Origin of the sequence: Janthinobacterium glycogeni, assembly GCF_051380725.1 — a bacterium.
Classification (GTDB): domain Bacteria; phylum Pseudomonadota; class Gammaproteobacteria; order Burkholderiales; family Burkholderiaceae_D; genus Janthinobacterium.
This window is the reverse complement of the sequence record NZ_JBNYXP010000001.1, coordinates 813914-831497: the sequence shown is the minus strand read 5'-3', so window position 1 is coordinate 831497 and position 17584 is coordinate 813914. Positions and strand designations below refer to the sequence as shown.

Here is a 17584-nt window from a genome sequence, read left to right as displayed (position 1 = left end):
TTCCATTAAAATGCCCGCCAGTAGTGATTTTGCAATGCGTGCTTCCATCCGAAAGGCCATGCCATGAAATTCCCCTTGTCCCTCGCCGCCGTCCTGCCCGCCTGCGTGCTGGCGCTGAGCGCCTGCAGCAGCGCCGCTCCGCTGGGTACCACGACTGCCGCATCGGCTACTGTGCAAGACGTGCGCCAGCTGGGCGAGATCGTCGACCTGCGCAGCGGCCAGCGCTTGACTGCCGAACAATTGCTGGCCCAGCTGGCCGCCGCGCCCCGGGTCATCGTGGGCGAGCAGCATGACCAGCTCAGCCACCACCGGATCGAGCAGTGGCTGCTGCAGCAATTGCAGGACCAGCGCCCGCAAGGCAGCGTGCTGCTGGAAATGCTGAACCCGGACCAGCAAGCCAAGGTGGACAAGGTCAAGCCGTGGCTGCAGACGGACCCCGTCGTGCGCCCCGAGCACGTGGCCGAGCTGCTGGCCTGGCAACCCGGCTGGAAGTGGGCGCAATATGGCGACCTGGTCATGACCGTGATGCGCGCGCCATATCCCGTCTGGTCGGCCAACCTGGACCGCAGCGAGATCAAGCAATTGTTTATCGACCAGCCGGCCGTGCAGGGCCAGCATTCGAACCTGGCCAACGATGCCAAGGTCCATGACAAACTGAAAGACATCATCCGCGTCATGCACGACAACCAGATCGACGCGCCGCGCCTGGCCGCGATGCTGTCGGTGCAGCAGCAGCGCGACCGCCGCATGGCCGAGCGCCTGTTGGCCGCGCCCGCGCCCGCCGTGCTGATCGCCGGCGCCTACCATGCGCACAAGGACCTGGGCGTGCCGCTGCATGTGCAGGACTTGACGGGCGGCCCGGCACCCTTGGTGCTCGTGCTGGCCCAGCAGGGCGCCACGGTGCTGGCGCCGCAGGCGGATTTTGTGTGGTACACGCCCGTGGCGGCACCTGCCGTCGCCAGCGCCAAGTAAGCCGTTGCAACTTCGCCGGGCGTTCAGCCCGGCACTCCTCCCCAGCAAGCTTCTTCGCAGCAGCCAGGTAGTTTTTCCGATTTTTTTTGCATGCGCGTGCGCGCCGTTGGCGCAGCCATGCCTGTTACCTGTCAAAGTTCTCATGCGTATCCTCTGTAGCAAAGCCGCCGCCGGCGGCGTGTTTCTTTCCCTCTTCCATGCCACGGCGCACGCGTCCGCCTTGCCGCACGATATGTCGCCGCTGGGCATGTTCTTCGCCGCCGACCAGATCGTCAAAAGCGTGCTCATCGGCTTGCTGCTCGCCGCGCTGGCCACCTGGGTGGTCTTGCTGGTGAAGGGCGCCAGCTTGCTGCAAGCGCGGCGCGCGGCGGCGCAAGCCGTTGCCATGCTGAAGACGGCCATCTCCTTGCCGGACGCGGCCGTCAAAGTGGAGGGCGCAGGCAGCCATTCGCTGGCGCAGCAGCTGCTGGCCGAGGTGCAGCAGGAACTGAGTCTGTCGCATACCAGCGCGCCGGCGGCGGCCCTGAAGGAGCGGGCCGGTTTCCGCCAGGAACAGTGGATCGCGCAAAATGTACGCAGCATGTCGCAAGGCATCGGTCTGCTGGCCAGCATCGGCGCCGTGGCACCGTTCGTCGGGCTGTTTGGTACCGTGTGGGGCATCATGAACAGCTTTATCGGCATCGCCGTCAGCCAGAGCACAAATTTGGCGACCGTCGCGCCCGGTATCGCGGAAGCCTTGCTGGCGACAGCGCTGGGCCTGGTGGCGGCGATACCCGCCGTCGTCATTTATAACGTGCTCAGTCGCGGCATCAATCAGTACAAGGCGCAGCTGCGCGCCGCTTCCGCGCAAGTGCTGCTGATGCTGAGCCGCGACCTCGACACGCGCCAGCAGGCCTGAGCCATGGCGTCCCTGTTTCCGTCACCGGACGACGACACGGCCGACATGCCGGAGCTCTGCGACATCAATGTCACGCCCTTCATCGACGTGATGCTGGTGCTGCTGATCATCTTCATGGTGGTCTCGCCGCTGGCGACCGTCGACCTGAAGATCGACTTGCCGGCCGCCACGGCCCAACCCGAGCCGCGTCCCGACAAACCGTTGTTCGTCTCCCTGACAGCCGACCATAGCCTGTACCTGGGCGAGTCGCCCGTGGCGCGCGAGCAGCTGGGCCGCCTGCTCGACGCCCGGACGGGCGGCGACCGCCAGCGCACGCTGTTTTTCCAGGCCGACAAGCAAGCCGCCTATGAAGACGTGCTGGGCGTCATGGATGCCCTGCGCCAGGCCGGCTATTTGAAAGTGGGCCTGGTGGGCCGGGAGGGCGGGTGAGGCCGCGTCCGGTATTGAGCTGGGGCATCGCTACGTCGCTGGTGGCGGCTACGGCGCTGGCGCTGCTGCTGTGGGCCGGCTGGCAGCCCGTTGCCGTCGCGCCCGCGCAGCCGCCCGCCAGCGTGATGGTCGTATTTGCCGCGCAAGCGATGTCGCCGGAGACACAACAGGCGGCAGTGGCAGGGGCGCGCCAGTCGGCCGCGTCCAGCGCAGCGCAACCGAAAAAGAGTACGACCAGGCAGCAAGCGCTGCCCGTGCTGGCGCGCGCCGCCGCGCCGGACATCGTCGCCGCCGAAAAAGAAGCGAAGGCAGAAGCCAGTCCGTCGCCAGATCCAGACAAGGATGCCGCCAGGGAAGCGTCCTTGCTGGCGCAGGCCAGCAGCAGCGCCACGCCGGCACCAAGCACCGTGCGCGGTCCGCAGGCGGCGCCGTTCGACAGCGACACGCCGCCCGCCAGCGCGGCGCCGGCCAGCTGGCAAAGCCGGGTGCTCGGCCACCTGGCCCATTTCAAGCGCTATCCGGGCGACGCGCGCCAGCGCAGGCGGGCCGGCGCCGCCTGGGTGCGCTTTCAGGTCAACCGCGACGGCAAGCTGCTGGCCAGTGAGCTGGTCACGTCGTCGGGCACGGTGCTGCTCGACCGCGAAGCGCTGCAAGTGCTGCAGCGCGCGCAGCCGTTGCCGGCGCCGCCCGACAACGTCCTGCACCAGGGTACGGTGACCGTCACCTTGCCCGTCTCGTTCAAGCTGGAACCAGGACCTGACCAGGCATGAGGATGCCGATTGCTTTTCATTAAAAAAATCTATCCATAACAAATCGAGGGTGTATGCATATCAAGACAATGGCACAAGCCGTGGGCGTCTGCATGGCGTTGCTGGCGCAGCAGGCTGGGGCGCAGTCACAGGAAAGCGGCAAGGTGCAGTTTTCGCCGCTGAACGTATCGGGTCAAGCGCTATCCGTGGAGCAGCAGGCGCTGGAAAAACCGGGCGCCGTCAGCGCACGCGGGGCCGATACGCGCTTGCAGCCGGTCGACCAGATCGTGCGCAGCATGCCGGGCACGTTTACCCAGATCGATCCGGCGCAGGGCGCCGTCAGCGTGAACATCCGCGGCCTGTCGGGCCTGGGGCGCGTGAACATGATGGTCGACGGCGTGAGCCAGAATTACTATGGCAGCGCGCCGTCGTCCGTGTCGCACGGCGGCGTGCCCAGCAGCCAGTTCGGCGCGCTGATCGACCCGAACTTCATCATCGGCGTGGACGTGTCGCGTGGCAATGTCGTCGGCGGCGACGGCGTCAATGCGCTGGCCGGCAGCGCCAATTTCCGCACCATCGGCGTCGATGACATCGTCTTCGCCGGGGAAAAGACGGGGGCGCGCACGAAGATGTGGACCGGCAATAACGGCGTGGGACGCAGCGCCATGCTGGCCGTGGCCATGAAAAACCCTGCCTTCGACGGCGGCAGCGTGGGCTTCATGGCCGCCACCAGTGCGAGCGTGATCGGCAACAACTACAAGAATGCGAAGGGAGTCAACAGCGAGGAATTCGGTTTCGGCTACAACCGCTATTACAAGCAAAAGCCCAGGTCGCAATTGCTCAAGCTGGACCTCAAATTGAGCGACTTCCATGCGCTGGAACTGTCGGCGCGCGATTACCGCAGCACGTTTACGCGCCGCGATATCCACAGCGATGACTACTACGTCAAATACCACTACACGCCGTTCTCCGAGTTGATCGACCTCAATGTGGTGGCCAGCAGCAGCCGCGGCAACCAGAAATACATGCCCGAGGCGCTGACCAATTTCATCAACACGAATGCGGCCAACCGCGCCGACGCGGTCGACATCAACAACACCAGCAGCTTCAGGCTGGCCGGCGGCGATGCGCTGGTGACCATCGGCGGCAAGCTGATGCGCAATCAGTACAGCAAGCACGTGGAAAGCCTCGTCGACGACCCGGACAACCCGGACGCGAACCAGCAATCGATTGAAAACAATACGTTCGGTCCCACCGGCAAGCAAAAGATCGACAGCCTGTATGCGGGCCTGCAATACAACCGCGGCATCTATCAGCTCAATGCTGGTCTCAATTACACGCACTTTAACTTGACGGGCTACAAGCCTGCCTGCGACTTGCGCGTGCAGTGCTTCCCGCAAGGGGCAAGCAATATTGCGCTCAAGGAGCATGGCATCAATCCCTCGCTGCTCGTTTCCGCCCAGGTGACGCCGTGGTTCCAGCCGTTTGCCAGCGCCGAGCGCACCATGCGCGGGCCGAATCCGCAGGAAGTGTTTTTCTCGAATGACGGCGGGGCATCGATGAACCCCTTCCTGAAGGGCGAGCGGGCCAGCACTTACCAGCTGGGCTTTAATTCCAGCCTGCATGGCTTGCTGAGCGCTAACGATGCGCTGAATTTCAAGGCCCTGTATTTCAAGAGCAAGATCGACGGTTATATCACCAGCCAGTCCTTCCTCGTGTGCGACAGCGGGCGCAAGTGCAATATCGCGGAAGTGATCGCCAAGGACTGGAAGAATGTGGATGACTACGTGACCAATATGTATATCTACATCAACTCGGCCACGCCCGTGTATTCGCGGGGCTGGGAACTGGAAGCGCAATATCACCTGGGGCCTGCGTATGCGCGCCTGTCGTACACGCGCGAAACGACGCGCCAGCCCACGTCGATCGCCAGCGCGTGGTTCGGCGCGGCCGACATCAGCGAGCTGCCCAGCGTGTACTACAACCTCGACGTGGGCACGCGTTTGCTGGACAACAAGCTGGAAGTGGGCGCCATCCTCAAGCACACGGGCTCGAACCGCCGCCTGTCGCCGGACAATGACGCCGATGCAGCGACGGGCGAAGTGCTCAAGGCCGACAATCCGAAGATCCCGGCCGTGATCGATTTGTATGCAAGCTATCAGGTCAGCAAGAATCTGTTCCTGCGCCTGTCCGTGCAGAATGCCATGAACAAGGATTTTTCGGAAGCGCTGAACCGGCTGAACTCGATGCCGTCGCAGTCGCAGGACAACACGCCGTTGAGCACGGCAAGGGGCAGGACGTATATTGCTGGATTGGAATATCGCTTCTAGGGCGGGAGTGACACCGCCCCGATGTCTGGTACCGGGGCGGATGTCGTTGCGAGCTTATTCCCGAGGGGTAGTTCCGTAGTAACTATGGATGGAGTTCACCCACGTGGTATCGGCCATGTTCGGCCAGTTATCCGTGTCGAAGCCGGGCGCGTTTTCGATGCGTTCCTTGTCGACGTTCAGGGTGAAGCGCTTGTTGACGGTGTCGAGCAGCAGCGCTTCCCAAGGCACGGCGAACAGCTTTTCGCCGATGGTGAAGACACCGCCGTGCGACATGACGGCGTAGGCGATTTTGCCGCTGCGCATGTCGATCATGATTTCCTTGATTTCGCCCAGGTGTTCATCCTTGGCATTGTGCACATGGTCGCCGATCAGGGTGTCCGCACCCATCAGTTCAGGGCCGGGGCCTTTGTGGCCGCGGTTGACATACATGCCGTAGGCGTCGCGTTCTTCGTAGCTCATGGTGACCTCCTGTTGAAAAATCCCAGTCTGCCGCCAGGGCGCGGCAGGGTCTGTTCGGTCTCCCACACAAAGTATGGAATTGGAAATATTTCAATTCTTGCTATTGGGTAATTTTGTTGTGCGTAGACAGCAGGAGGGGCAGGGATAGTCGGTATTTGGCGCAAATTTCCGCGCGCGGGGGGCGACGCAGGCGGGCTTTAGTGTATAATTTCAATTTCCCGCACGTGCCGTTCGGCACCATCTGCAATGACCAAATTTGTCTTCGTCACTGGTGGCGTTGTGTCTTCCCTTGGAAAAGGGATTGCCGCCGCCTCCCTCGCCGCGATCCTCGAATCGCGCGGCCTTAAAGTCACCATGCTCAAGCTCGACCCGTATATCAACGTCGATCCTGGCACGATGAGCCCTATGCAACACGGTGAAGTCTTCGTCACCGACGACGGGGCCGAAACCGACCTCGACCTCGGTCACTACGAGCGCTTCATCTCCACCCGCATGAAAAAGGTGAATAACTTCACCACCGGCCAGATCTATGAATCGGTGATCCGCAAGGAACGCCGGGGCGAATATCTGGGCAAGACCGTGCAGGTGATTCCGCATATCACCAATGAAATTCAGGATTACATCCGCCGTGGCGCCGAAGGCTACGACGTGGCCCTGTGCGAAATCGGCGGCACCGTCGGCGATATCGAATCGTTGCCCTTCCTGGAAGCGGCGCGTCAGCTGAGCCTGCGCGCCGGCCGCAAGAACACGGCCTTCGTCCACCTGACCCTGGTGCCTTACATCGCCTCGGCCGGTGAACTGAAGACCAAGCCGACCCAGCACTCGGTGCAGAAGCTGCGCGAAATCGGCATCTTGCCCAACGCATTGCTGTGCCGCGCCGACCGCGCGATCCCGGAAGACGAGCGCGCGAAAATCTCGCTGTTCTCGAACATCGAGGAAGACGCCGTCATTTCCGTATGGGACGTCGACACCATCTACAAAGTGCCGCAAATGCTGCACGACCAAGGCCTCGACAAGATCATCTGCGACGCGCTGGACCTCGATCCCGCACCGGCCGACCTGTCGATCTGGAGCAAGCTGATCTACACGATGGAACACCCGAAGGCGGAAGTGACCGTCGGCATGGTCGGCAAGTATGTCGAGCTGACCGAATCGTACAAGTCGCTGATCGAAGCGCTGCGCCACGCCGGCATCCACACGGAAAGCCGCGTCAATATCGAGTACATCGATTCGGAAGAAATCGAAACGACCGGTTGCGAGAACCTGGCCAAGTATGATGCCATTCTGGTACCGGGCGGCTTCGGCAAGCGCGGCGTGGAAGGCAAGATCAAGGCCGCCCAGTTCGCCCGTGAAAACAAGATCCCTTACCTGGGCATCTGCCTGGGCATGCAAGTGGCCCTGATCGAATACGCGCGCAACAAGGCTGGCATGCCGAACGCGAATTCGACCGAGTTCGACCTTGATACGGATCAACCTGTCGTTGCACTGATCAATGAGTGGCAAAACCACGATGGTAAAGTCGAGTTGCGCGATGAAAACTCGGACCTGGGCGGTACCATGCGCCTGGGCGCGCAGACCTGCGCCGTCAATCCGGGCACCCTCGCCGCCGAGATCTACGGCAGCGTGGTGACCGAGCGTCACCGTCATCGCTACGAAGCCAATAATCACTACCTGGCCCGTGTCGAAGCGGCTGGCCTGATCGTCTCGGCCCGCACGCCGAGCGAAGATTTGTGCGAAATCATGGAATTGCCACGCACGGGTGAAAATTCCCACCCATGGTATATGGGCGTGCAATACCATCCTGAGTTCAAGTCGACGCCACGCACCGGCCATCCGTTGTTTACCTCGTTCATCAAGGCAGCGCTGGCGCACAAAGAAGCCAACGCCGCTGCGCAATAACGCGGTCGATCGCGACAGTATTACCCGTAAGACAGCTCCCGGCCAGATGGTTCCCGCCGGGAGTTTCTTTGCCCCCTTTGTGCAATTGCGCATCAGAACGCAGTGTGCAGCCCCTGTTACGCTTAACTTTGGAGAATGACATGAGTGCTATTGTTGATATTATCGGTCGCGAAATCCTGGACTCGCGCGGTAACCCGACCGTCGAATGCGATGTGTTGCTGGAATCGGGCGTGATGGGCCGTGCGGCCGTGCCGTCGGGTGCCTCGACCGGTTCGCGCGAAGCCGTGGAATTGCGCGATGGCGACGCCAAGCGCTACTTCGGCAAGGGCGTGCTGCAGGCATGCGAGAACATCAATACCGAAATCTCCGAAGCCATCATGGGCCTGGACGCCAATGAACAGGCTTTCCTGGACCGTACCCTGATCGACCTGGACGGCACGGAAAACAAATCGCGCCTGGGCGCCAACGCCATCCTGGCCGTCTCCATGGCTGTCGCCAAGGCGGCCGCCGAAGAAGCGGGCTTGCCGCTGTACCGCTATTTCGGCGGTTCGGGCGCCATGCAGATGCCAGTGCCGATGATGAACGTCATCAACGGCGGCGCGCACGCCGACAACAACCTGGATATCCAGGAATTCATGATCATTCCCGTGGGCGCCCCGTCGTTCAAGGAAGCCGTCCGCTACGGTGCGGAAGTGTTCCACACGCTGAAAAAGATCCTGCACAAGAAGGGTCTGAACACCAACGTGGGCGACGAAGGCGGTTTCGCGCCATCCTTGGCCAACCATGAAGAAGCCATCAAGCTGATCATCCAGGCCATCGAAGAAGCGGGCTACGAGCCAGGCACGCAGATCGCCATCGGCCTCGATTGCGCCGCGTCCGAGTTCTACAAGAACGGCAAGTACGAAATGGAAGGCGAAGGCCTGAGCCTGACGGCCACCGAGTTCACCAACCTGCTGGCGACCTGGTGCGACAAGTACCCGATCATCTCGATCGAAGACGCGATGCATGAAGGCGACTGGGACGGCTGGGCGATCCTCACCAAGGAACTGGGCAAGAAAGTGCAACTGGTCGGCGACGACCTGTATGTCACCAACACCAAGATCCTGAAAGAAGGCATCTCGAAAGGCATCGCCAACTCGATCCTGATCAAGATCAACCAGATCGGTACCCTGACGGAAACCTTCGCCGCCATCGAAATGGCCAAGCGCGCCGGCTACACGGCCGTCATTTCGCACCGCTCGGGCGAAACGGAAGACTCGACCATCGCCGATATCGCCGTTGCCACGAACGCCCTGCAGATCAAGACCGGCTCGATGTCGCGTTCGGACCGCATGGCCAAGTACAACCAGCTGCTGCGTATCGAGGAAGACCTGGGCGACATCGCCAGCTACCCTGGCCGCGATGCGTTCTATAATCTGAAGTAAGCTGATGTAAAACCCACTGGCCGGCCGGAGATATCCGGCCGGTTTGTTAACCGACTACCCCATGCGCCTGATTACGCTCGCCCTGGCAGCCCTGCTGCTGCTGATCCAATTTCCCCTCTGGCTGGGTAAAGGCGGCTGGCTGCGCGTTGCCGACATGGAAGCCCAAGTGGCGGTGGCGAATAAAAAGAATATGGAATTGAAGGCGCGCAACGCCAAGCTCGAATCCGAAGTGCGCGACCTGAAGGATGGCACGGGCGCCGTCGAGGAGCGTGCCCGCTATGAGCTGGGCATGGTCAAACAGAATGAGATTTTCGTGCAGATCGTGCGCAAGGGCCAGACCCCGCCACTGCTGGAAACGCCGGTGGACGCCGCAGCGCCACATTAAGATAGTACTACTTCCCACTTGCCAGCCTGGACCGATTGCCAGGCTGACATATCACATTGCTACCTTGTTACCTTGTACTGCTGCACACGACTGGCCGCATGGCGCGGCGTGGTGCTACTGCTGCTTGCCGATCAGAAACGGGCCTTGCCGGTCGAGATCAGGTAAAAATGGATGCCGGTGACCACGACGGCCACGCTTACCAGTACGGTTTCGAGAAATATCATAAAAATTCCTTGTTAATAATTATTTAGGTAAAAAACGTCCAGGGCCAGGCGCAGGCAACGCACTTTTGGACATGCGTTTAGTCAGCATAAAAAAACGTCCAGGGCCAGGCGCCAAGCCGAAGACAGTACGAACGTACGGCGAGGCGCAGGCAACGCCGCTCTGGGCGTTTTTTTAGCCGCGCGAAGCGAGGAAGCGCAGTTCGGCTGCCAGATTCGGCATCAGTTTTTCGTAGCGGTTCGCTTCCGAGTTCAGCAGGGCGAAATCGCGCTTGCTCGGGCGCACATAACGCTCGTCGTCGGCGCTGCTCGTCGCGGTGGCGATGACTTCCTTCTGGGCCAGTTCGCTGTATGGCTTGGAAGCGAGCAGGGCGCCCAGGAAGGCGCGCGTGGCGCGGCCCAGGTTGCTGAAATAGTTGTCGTCGTTGCTGTAGGTGTTGGTAAAAGTGGACATATGCCCTCCATGAATGGTCTGTTGTTGCATTGCACAATAATGGAGTTGACGATATATGTCTAATTTCAAATTCCAATTTCAGAAATTCAAGAAACGAATAATAAGGGCGTAGCCATCGGCCACGCCCTGAAAAAGAATTTGTTACGAAATGTTTATCCGGCGGCGATGCGTCCCAGACCCGGATCGTCGCTGAAAAAGCCGTCCAGTCCCGTCTCGATATAGCGCCGCATTTCCGCCACGGAACCCGCTTCGTTGCGCGCATTGTCTCCATTGCCATCGCGGAAGTCGGCCGCCAGGAAGCGGTTTTCCGGACGGAAGGTCCACGTGTGCAACAGCAAGCCTGCCTGGTGCGCATCGTCGACGATGGACGAGGGCTTGGCCAGGCGCTGGTCGGCGCCCAGCGCGATGACGCCCCGCGTGGGCGGCGCCACCACGTCCGCGTAGGCGGCGATGTCGCGCAGGCCGGCCGGCGTGATCATTTGCCCGAAGGTCAGCTTGCCGCCCGCCTTGACGACATCCATCGGGCGCACGTCGCCGCCCACCACCAGCTGCATCAGGCGCACGTTGGCGCGCCGTCCCAGCTTCTCGCGCAGGTACTTCAAATTCGCCACTTCGAAGGACTGGATTTCGATCGGTGCGCGGCGCGTGTATTCGTGCGCCAGCATGGTCGACAGGAAACGGTCCTCCAGCGCCAGGCCTGTATCGCGGAAATACGTGGAGCTTTTCAGCTCCGGCACAAGGCCGATGACGCGTCCGCTGGCGGCCGATTGCGCTGCAACAAAATCGATGATTTCTTCCCAGGTCGGGATCTGGAATTGTCCATCGTACAAGGTGTTGCCGGTGCGGACTTTCGGCAAGCGTTCGATGGCGCGCAGGGTTTTCAGTTCGGCCAGCGTGAAGTCGTCGACGAACCAGCCTTCGTGCCATTCGCCGTCGACCATCTTCCTGCCGCGCCGGCTGGCAAACTCGGGCCGGCGCGCCACGTCGGTGGTGTCGACCAGGTTGCTTTCGTGGCGCGCCACGAGGATGCCGTCGCGCGTGGCGACCAGGTCCGGCTCGACGTAGTCGGCGCCGTCGAGGATGGCCTTGGCGTACGACGCCAAGGTATGTTCGGGGCGCAGGGCGCTGGCGCCCCGGTGCGCGAACACCAGCGGGCGGCTCGGGGGCGTGGCCAGCAGACCGGCGGCAAAGCCGGGCGCGGCCGCCAGGGCCAGGCCGCCGGCGGCCGCCTGGACGAAGTTACGGCGCGAAAAATGCCGCTGCGGAAGGATAGGCGTACGCATCAGAAATCCGCCGTCAGGGTCAGGAAGCCCTGGCGCGGGGCGATCGGAAAAGTGTTGTAGGTCTTGTCGGCCGCGCCCACCACTACGTTCAAGGACCCTTCGCGGTTGGCCAGGTTGCTCACATTCACGCGCCAGCGCGGGTTTTTCAGCCAGCCGGCCATGGCTGGCAGCTTGCCCGACACGCCCAGGCCCATCAGGAAATAGCTGGGCACGGACAAATCGTTGGTGTACGTCGCGTAGCGCTTGCCCACATAGTCTCCCGTCAGTTGCACTTCGATATCGCCAAAGGTAGCCGAGGCCACGAACTTGTTCAGCCATTCCGGCGAGCCCGGCACGTTCTTGCCCGCCGTCAGCACCAGCGCGGCGCCATTGTTGTAATTGTCCGCGTACTGCGAGCGGTTGTACGACAGGGCATTGTAGAACGAAAAATTGTTGCCGAAGTGGATAGTACCGGCGATATCGATGCCGTCCGTGCGTACGCTGCCCACGTTGGCCAGCACGGGATTGCCGCCGATGATGGAGGAAATCACGGGCGTGGGGCTGATCTGCAGCAAACGGTTGCTGAAATCGACGTGGTAGACGTTAACCTGGCCATCGATGGCCGTGATGGCGCCCAGGTTCAATGGATGGCTGCCGCGCACGCCCACTTCATAGGTGAGGGCCGTTTCCGGTTTGGCGTCGCGCTTGAACAAATCAAAAGCGGCCTGGCTCGACAAGCTCCACGGCGAGGCGCCGCCGCCGCCATAGGTGACGAACTGGCGCATGTTTTTCTGGATGTTGAAATACAGCTGGTCTTGCGGCGTGACATCCCAGCGCGCGCCCACTTGCGGCAAGAACCATTTTTTCGTGTTGATGGTACCGACCGGCAAGGCCGTCGAACCGCCTGCAATGGCGCCCTTGGCCGGCTGCACGGGGAATTGGCCGTCGGCGAACTGCAGGCTGGACTTGAAGCCGGCCTGCAGGGCGATATCGGGGCGGATGCGCCATTCATCCTGCAAGTGCAGCTGCACCACCTTGTTGTCGATCTCGCTGCCGTACTGCGTGATCAGAGGGTTGCTGGGACGGTCGTACGGCGAGGTGGGGTTGTTGACGTCGAGCGCATACCAGCGGCGGTAGGCGGACGAGCGGTTCTGTTCCAGCCACAGGCCCGCTTCCAGCTGGTGATTGCCGAGCTCCTTGCGCAAGGTGGAAAGGAGGCCGCCGCGCTTGATGTCGTATTCCGTCGTGCGCACGGCGTAGCCCGAGTTGCCGAACACCTGTTTCAGGTTCTGCTTCGGGTAGTACACGCTGAACAGGCCAGGCAAGCCGGCCACGCCGATGGGGCCGGCCACCACGCCCGCGCCGTCATCCTTGTGGTAATACACCTGGTTGGACCAGGTCATGCCTTCGGCCAGGTTGGCGTCGAACTTGGCGTAGGCCAGGTAGTCGGTGCGCTGCGCATCGCTGTAGTAGTTGCGGTAATTGTTGCCGTCGGCGGCCGGTGTGGCGCCCGTCGGCGACAGGTAATTGAGGGCCGCCTTGAAGTCCGGATACAGGAAGGGCCGCGTGTACGGCGCGCTCGTCTCGCCCGCCACGTGCACGGTGCTGTCTTCGTTCGGCTCGATCTTGTCCGAGTAATTGAAGAACAGGGTCAGCTTGCCCGCCTCGCTGCGGTTGACGTACTTGGCGTTGAACTGGTCGCCGCCCTGGCGCGCATCGAAATCCCAGGCGCGCGCTTCGTGGTGCAGGATGGAGAAATAGGCGCTGCCGCCGTCGCCGAAGGCGCCCGTGTCGTAGCGGGCAAACGTGCGCGAGGTGCGGTGGCTGCCCACCGTTTGCTGCACGCTGGCGCCTTGCGTGGCCAGCGGGTCGCTGGAATAGGTTTCGATGGTGCCGCCCAGGTTGCTGGTCGACGCCGTGGCCAGGTCGCCGGCGCCCGAGGACAGCACGACGCTGCGCACGTTTTCGCTGATCACGGCGCGCTGCGGCGACAGGCCGTTGTAGTTGCCGTATTGCTGGTCGCCCAGCGGCACGCCGTCCATGGTGTAGCCGAGTTGCTGGCCGGAAAAGCCATGCACGAACAGCGACAGGTTCTGCTCGTTGTTGCCCCACGGATCGGCCGTCTGAAAGCTGACGCCAGGCAAGGTTTGCAGGGCTTTCAGGGGATTCGTGCCGGGCAGGATTTTCTGGATTTCATTCTTGCTCAGGGCGACGGAAGAGCGCGTCTTGCGCGAGGAAATCTCCACGGTGGCCATCGTCGCGCCGTCATCGGCGGCAGGCGCGGCCATGTCGGCGGCGGCCGAGGCCACGGCGGCGGCCACGGCCGTTTGCGCCAGCGTCGGCAAGGAAAGGCCAGCGGCGCAGGCGCCCAGCAAAACATGGAAGGAATGGCGGCGCAGGGCCAGCGTCAAGTGGGTGGTCATCATCAGCCTGTGGAAAGTGGGAAGTAATACAAGCTGCGCAGCGTAACGGCGGCGCGTGACGGGCTGATGACGAACTGATGACGGAACGATGACAGTGGAAACAATCGCGCCGCCTCAAGGGCGGCGCGGCAGATTCATGACGAAACTGGAATGCTTAGTTGATGCTGGCCGCTGGCGGAATCAAGACCTCGGCCGGGGCATCCGTGATGAACAGCTGCGCGCAATCGACCTTGTCGAATTCGTAGTGCTGGCCGCAGAAATCGCAGTTCACGCCCACTTGCCCCACTTCTTCCAGCGTGCTGTTGACTTCTTCCTCGCCCAGCATCTTGAGCATATTGCCCACTTTTTCGCGCGTGCAAGTGCAATGGAAGCTTGGGTGCAGCGGATCGAAGACGCGGATCGTTTCTTCCCAGAACAAACGCTGCATCAGGGTCTCGATGTCCGTCGACAGGATTTCCGCCTCTTTCAGCGTCGAGGCCAGCATCACGGCGCGGTTCCATGTGTCGAGCGCGTCTTCTTCCGACACGGGCGTCGCTTCGGCCTTGCCGCCATGGTGGGGCAGCTTTTGCAGCAGCAGGCCGCGCGAGACAGTGTCGTCCGTGGCCAGCCACAGGCGCGTATCGAGCTGTTCCGAGCGCAACATGTAGTTTTCGATCACGGTGGCCATGTCGGCGCCATCCAGCGGCACGATGCCCTGGTACGGTTGCTGGCCCGGCACCTTGTCGGCCGGATCCAGGGTGATGATGAAGCGGCCCTTGCCCGTGGCGTTGAGCAATTGCGGCACGGTGGCCACGTCGGGAATCGTGGCGTCCGGGTCCAGCTTGGCCGTGGCGCGCAGGCGCAGGTCGGAATCGCACTCGACGACCATCAGGCGCACGGGACCGTCGCCATGGATTTGCATGATGATGGAACCGTTGAATTTCAGGTTGGCCGACAGCAGGGCGGCGGCGGCCACCATTTCGCCCAGTACTTTTTTCACGGCCGTCGGGTAGGCGTGGCGCGACACCACTTCCTGCCAGGTGGTCGAAACGTCGATGAACTGGCCGCGTACGGCGGCGTTGTCGAAAATAAATTTTTGCAGGGTATCCTGGCCGGTGGCGGCGCTGACGGCGCCCGTGGTTTCAGTCGTCATTCTCTTATCCAATCTTCTTGAGTTGCGTATTAAATAGCTGGCCGCGCTGCACATAGTTCACGGCGTTGCCTTGTAGCCTGGTGATATCGTCTGCCGTCAGGGCCCGCACGGCTTTCGCCGGTGAGCCGAGGATCAGCATATTGTCGGGAAATTCCTTGCCTTCCGTGACCAGCGCGCCCGCGCCGACCAGGCAGTTTTTGCCGATCTTCGCGCCGTTCAGGATCACGGCCTGGATGCCGATCAGGGCGCCATCGCCGATCGTGCAGCCATGCAGCATCGCCTGGTGGCCGATGGTCACGTTCGCGCCGATGTCCAGCGGATAACCGGGGTCCGTATGCAGCACGGCACCTTCCTGCACATTGCTGTTGGCGCCCACGGTGATGCGTTCGTTGTCGCCGCGAATGGTGGCGCCGAACCATACGGAGGTATTCGCTTCCAGAGTCACCTTGCCGATCACGTTGGCCGTGTCGGCAACAAAAGCGGAAGCATCAATCTGCGGCGCATCGGCGCCCAATTGGTAGAGTGTCATCGTTAGCCTGTGGCGGTGGTGGAAGCGCCAGGCACGGCCGGACGCGAAAGTTTTGCGCTATTTTACGCTGTTGCATGACAAGTCCGAGCGCCGACCGTCAATCCGGTATAATTATCGAACGGTCGTACTTTTATGTCCATCCTATCTACAGACACAGCATGTGGCGCCATCCGCGCCACTTTCAAGGCAGGCAATGAGATGAAACCCATGAAACTTTCCCGTTCCGAATGCATCAACATCCGCGGCGCCCGCACGCATGTGCGCCACTGGGGCCGCGAAGGGGCGCCCATCCTCTTCATGGTGCACGGCTGGATGGATGTGGCCGCGTCGTTCCAGTTCGTCGTTGACGAGCTGAAAGGCGACTGGCACGTGATCGCCCCCGACTGGCGCGGCTTTGGCCTGAGCGACTACACGCAATCGGACACCTACTGGTTCCCCGACTACCTGGCCGACCTGGACGCCATGCTGCTGCACTATTCGCCGGACGCGCCCGTCAACCTGCTGGGCCACAGCATGGGCGCCAACGTGGCCGGCCTGTACGCGGGCGTGCGGCCCGAGCGCATCAGCCGTTTCATCAACCTGGAAGGCTTCGGCATGATGGCGACGCAGCCGGAGCAGGCGCCGGGCCGCTACGCCAAGTGGCTGGACGAATTGCGCGAGGCGCCCGCCATGCGCAGCTATCCTTCGCAACGCGCCGTGGCCGAGCGCCTGCAAAAGACCAATCCGCGCCTGCCGGACGAGCGCGCGGCCTTCCTGGCCGAGCATTGGTCGGCACAGAACGAAGCGGGTGAATGGGACATCCTGGGCGACCCGCAGCACAAACGCGTCAATCCCATCCTGTACCAGGTGGAAGAAGTGATGGCGTGCTGGCGCCGCATCACGGCGCCCGTGCTGTGGGTGGAGGCCGATGACACGAATATGTGGCAATGGATGGGGCCCAAGGAACAGGCGCGCATCGAGATCGACCGGCGTTTGGCCTGCATCAAGGATGTACGCTGCGAGATGATGGCGGACGCGGGCCACATGCTGCATCATGATCAACCGGCGGCATTGGCGCGGCTGGTGGAAGCATTTTTGACCTGATGTGTGTCGGGAACGCCGCAGCGCGATTTGACAAGCAGCGTACAATGAAAACTTCTTCCATGCTGAGCCCGTGCAGGGTATTGTTGTCACATGCTTAAAGTTGACCTGCATTGTCATTCGAATATTTCCGACGGAGTGCTCGCGCCCGCCGCCGTGGCTGCGTACGCACGCAAGGCCGGCGTCGACGTGTGGGCGCTGACGGACCACGATGAGGTGTCCGGCGTCGCCGCCGCGCGCGCGGCCGCGCTCGATCTGGGCATGCGCTTCGTGGCCGGCGTGGAAATTTCGATCACCTGGGCCGGCGAAACCGTGCACATCGTGGGCTTGCAAGTCGATGAAAACAATCCGGGCCTCGTGCAGGGCTTGCACCAGACGCGCTCGGGGCGCGACGCGCGCGGCCGCGAAATCGCCCGCCAGCTGGACCTGGCCGGCATCCCCGACGCCTATGAAGGGGCCTTGAAATTCGTCGGCAACCCGGACCTGATGTCGCGCACGCACTTTGCCCGCTACATCGTGGAAACGGGGAAATGCGCGAATATCCCTGACGTGTTCAAGAAATACCTGTCGGAAGGCAAGCCGGGCTACGTCGAGCACCGCTGGGCCACCCTGGCCGAAGCCGTGGGCTGGATACGCGGCGCGGGCGGCGTGGCCGTCATCGCCCACCCGGGCCGCTACCGCTTCAGCGACATGGCGCAAGGCGTGCTGTTCGATGAATTCAAGCAGCTCGGCGGCGTGGCCATCGAAGTCGTCACGGGCAGCCACAGTCCGGACCAGTATCCGGAATACGCGCAGCTGGCCAATGCCTACGGCTTTCTCGCCTCGCGCGGCACGGATTTCCATGCGCCCGGCGAATCGCGCGTGGATTTTGCCAAGCTGCCGCCCTTGCCAGCCAACGTGACACCGATCTGGCACGACTGGTTTTAGCTGACAGCCAG

The 17584-nt window shown here is 62.2% G+C and carries 16 protein-coding genes; 10 read left to right on the top strand and 6 right to left on the bottom strand.

Annotation, left to right across the window (positions count from 1 at the left end):
• Positions 1-63 precede the first annotated feature (63 nt).
• The 5 genes from ACQ4W4_RS03815 to ACQ4W4_RS03795 all read left to right on the top strand — a co-directional run bounded on the left by ACQ4W4_RS03815 (position 64) and on the right by ACQ4W4_RS03795 (position 5378).
• Positions 64-972: a ChaN family lipoprotein gene (locus ACQ4W4_RS03815; RefSeq protein ID WP_436540839.1), complete on the top strand. Its 909-nt coding sequence runs from the start codon at positions 64-66 to the stop codon at positions 970-972.
• 142 nt (positions 973-1114) lie between these two features.
• Positions 1115-1870, top strand: a complete 756-nt coding sequence (gene exbB / locus ACQ4W4_RS03810) for a tonB-system energizer ExbB (RefSeq protein ID WP_436540838.1) — start codon at positions 1115-1117, stop codon at positions 1868-1870.
• A gap of 3 nt (positions 1871-1873) precedes the next feature.
• On the top strand, positions 1874-2299 hold the full coding sequence (gene exbD / locus ACQ4W4_RS03805; RefSeq protein ID WP_436540837.1) for a TonB system transport protein ExbD: 426 nt from the start codon (positions 1874-1876) through the stop codon (positions 2297-2299).
• Positions 2296-3069, top strand: a complete 774-nt coding sequence (locus ACQ4W4_RS03800) for an energy transducer TonB family protein (protein ID WP_436540836.1) — start codon at positions 2296-2298, stop codon at positions 3067-3069. Before exbD ends, ACQ4W4_RS03800 begins: the two co-directional genes overlap by 4 nt.
• Before the next feature lie 53 nt (positions 3070-3122).
• A complete protein-coding gene (locus ACQ4W4_RS03795) occupies positions 3123-5378 on the top strand; it encodes a TonB-dependent receptor domain-containing protein (RefSeq protein WP_436540835.1) in 2256 nt (751 codons plus the stop codon).
• 54 nt (positions 5379-5432) lie between these two features.
• Here ACQ4W4_RS03795 and ACQ4W4_RS03790 read toward each other — a convergent pair whose 3' ends face one another.
• Positions 5433-5837: a PRC-barrel domain-containing protein gene (locus ACQ4W4_RS03790; protein WP_436478735.1), complete on the bottom strand. Its 405-nt coding sequence runs from the start codon at positions 5835-5837 to the stop codon at positions 5433-5435.
• Between the two features lie 246 nt (positions 5838-6083).
• On the opposite strand from ACQ4W4_RS03790, the gene pyrG reads away from it, so the two are divergent.
• The 3 genes from pyrG to ftsB all read left to right on the top strand — a co-directional run bounded on the left by pyrG (position 6084) and on the right by ftsB (position 9545).
• Entirely contained in the window at positions 6084-7736 is a 1653-nt protein-coding gene (pyrG, locus tag ACQ4W4_RS03785) for a CTP synthase (protein ID WP_436540834.1), read from the top strand.
• Positions 7737-7876: 140 nt separating this feature from the next.
• Complete coding sequence (gene eno, locus ACQ4W4_RS03780; protein WP_070260371.1) at positions 7877-9160, top strand: phosphopyruvate hydratase; 1284 nt, start codon at positions 7877-7879, stop codon at positions 9158-9160.
• A gap of 61 nt (positions 9161-9221) precedes the next feature.
• Positions 9222-9545 carry a cell division protein FtsB gene (ftsB, locus tag ACQ4W4_RS03775; RefSeq protein ID WP_035821182.1) on the top strand — a complete coding sequence of 108 codons (324 nt, stop codon included), beginning with the start codon at positions 9222-9224 and terminating at the stop codon, positions 9543-9545.
• 396 nt (positions 9546-9941) lie between these two features.
• Here the strand turns inward: ftsB and ACQ4W4_RS03770 are convergent, their stop codons facing one another.
• The 5 genes from ACQ4W4_RS03770 to ACQ4W4_RS03750 form a co-directional block, all read right to left on the bottom strand.
• On the bottom strand, positions 9942-10220 hold the full coding sequence (locus ACQ4W4_RS03770; RefSeq protein WP_436540833.1) for a hypothetical protein: 279 nt from the start codon (positions 10218-10220) through the stop codon (positions 9942-9944).
• A 152-nt stretch (positions 10221-10372) separates the two neighbouring features.
• Entirely contained in the window at positions 10373-11503 is a 1131-nt protein-coding gene (locus tag ACQ4W4_RS03765; RefSeq protein WP_436540832.1) for a glycerophosphodiester phosphodiesterase, read from the bottom strand.
• Complete coding sequence (locus ACQ4W4_RS03760) at positions 11503-13908, bottom strand: TonB-dependent receptor (RefSeq protein WP_436540831.1); 2406 nt, start codon at positions 13906-13908, stop codon at positions 11503-11505. The genes ACQ4W4_RS03765 and ACQ4W4_RS03760 overlap by 1 nt, the downstream gene beginning before the upstream one ends.
• Before the next feature lie 151 nt (positions 13909-14059).
• Positions 14060-15037: an Hsp33 family molecular chaperone HslO gene (gene hslO / locus ACQ4W4_RS03755; RefSeq protein WP_436540830.1), complete on the bottom strand. Its 978-nt coding sequence runs from the start codon at positions 15035-15037 to the stop codon at positions 14060-14062.
• Between the two features lie 4 nt (positions 15038-15041).
• Positions 15042-15566 (bottom strand): gamma carbonic anhydrase family protein, encoded by a 525-nt coding sequence (locus ACQ4W4_RS03750; RefSeq protein WP_436540829.1) that lies wholly within the window; start codon positions 15564-15566, stop codon positions 15042-15044.
• Positions 15567-15773: 207 nt separating this feature from the next.
• On the opposite strand from ACQ4W4_RS03750, the gene ACQ4W4_RS03745 reads away from it, so the two are divergent.
• Together ACQ4W4_RS03745 and ACQ4W4_RS03740 are read left to right on the top strand one after the other, a co-directional pair.
• Positions 15774-16649: an alpha/beta fold hydrolase gene (locus ACQ4W4_RS03745; RefSeq protein WP_436540828.1), complete on the top strand. Its 876-nt coding sequence runs from the start codon at positions 15774-15776 to the stop codon at positions 16647-16649.
• A 90-nt stretch (positions 16650-16739) separates the two neighbouring features.
• Positions 16740-17573, top strand: coding sequence for a 3',5'-nucleoside bisphosphate phosphatase (locus ACQ4W4_RS03740; RefSeq protein WP_436540827.1), 834 nt, complete (start codon positions 16740-16742; stop codon positions 17571-17573).
• Positions 17574-17584 lie beyond the last annotated feature (11 nt).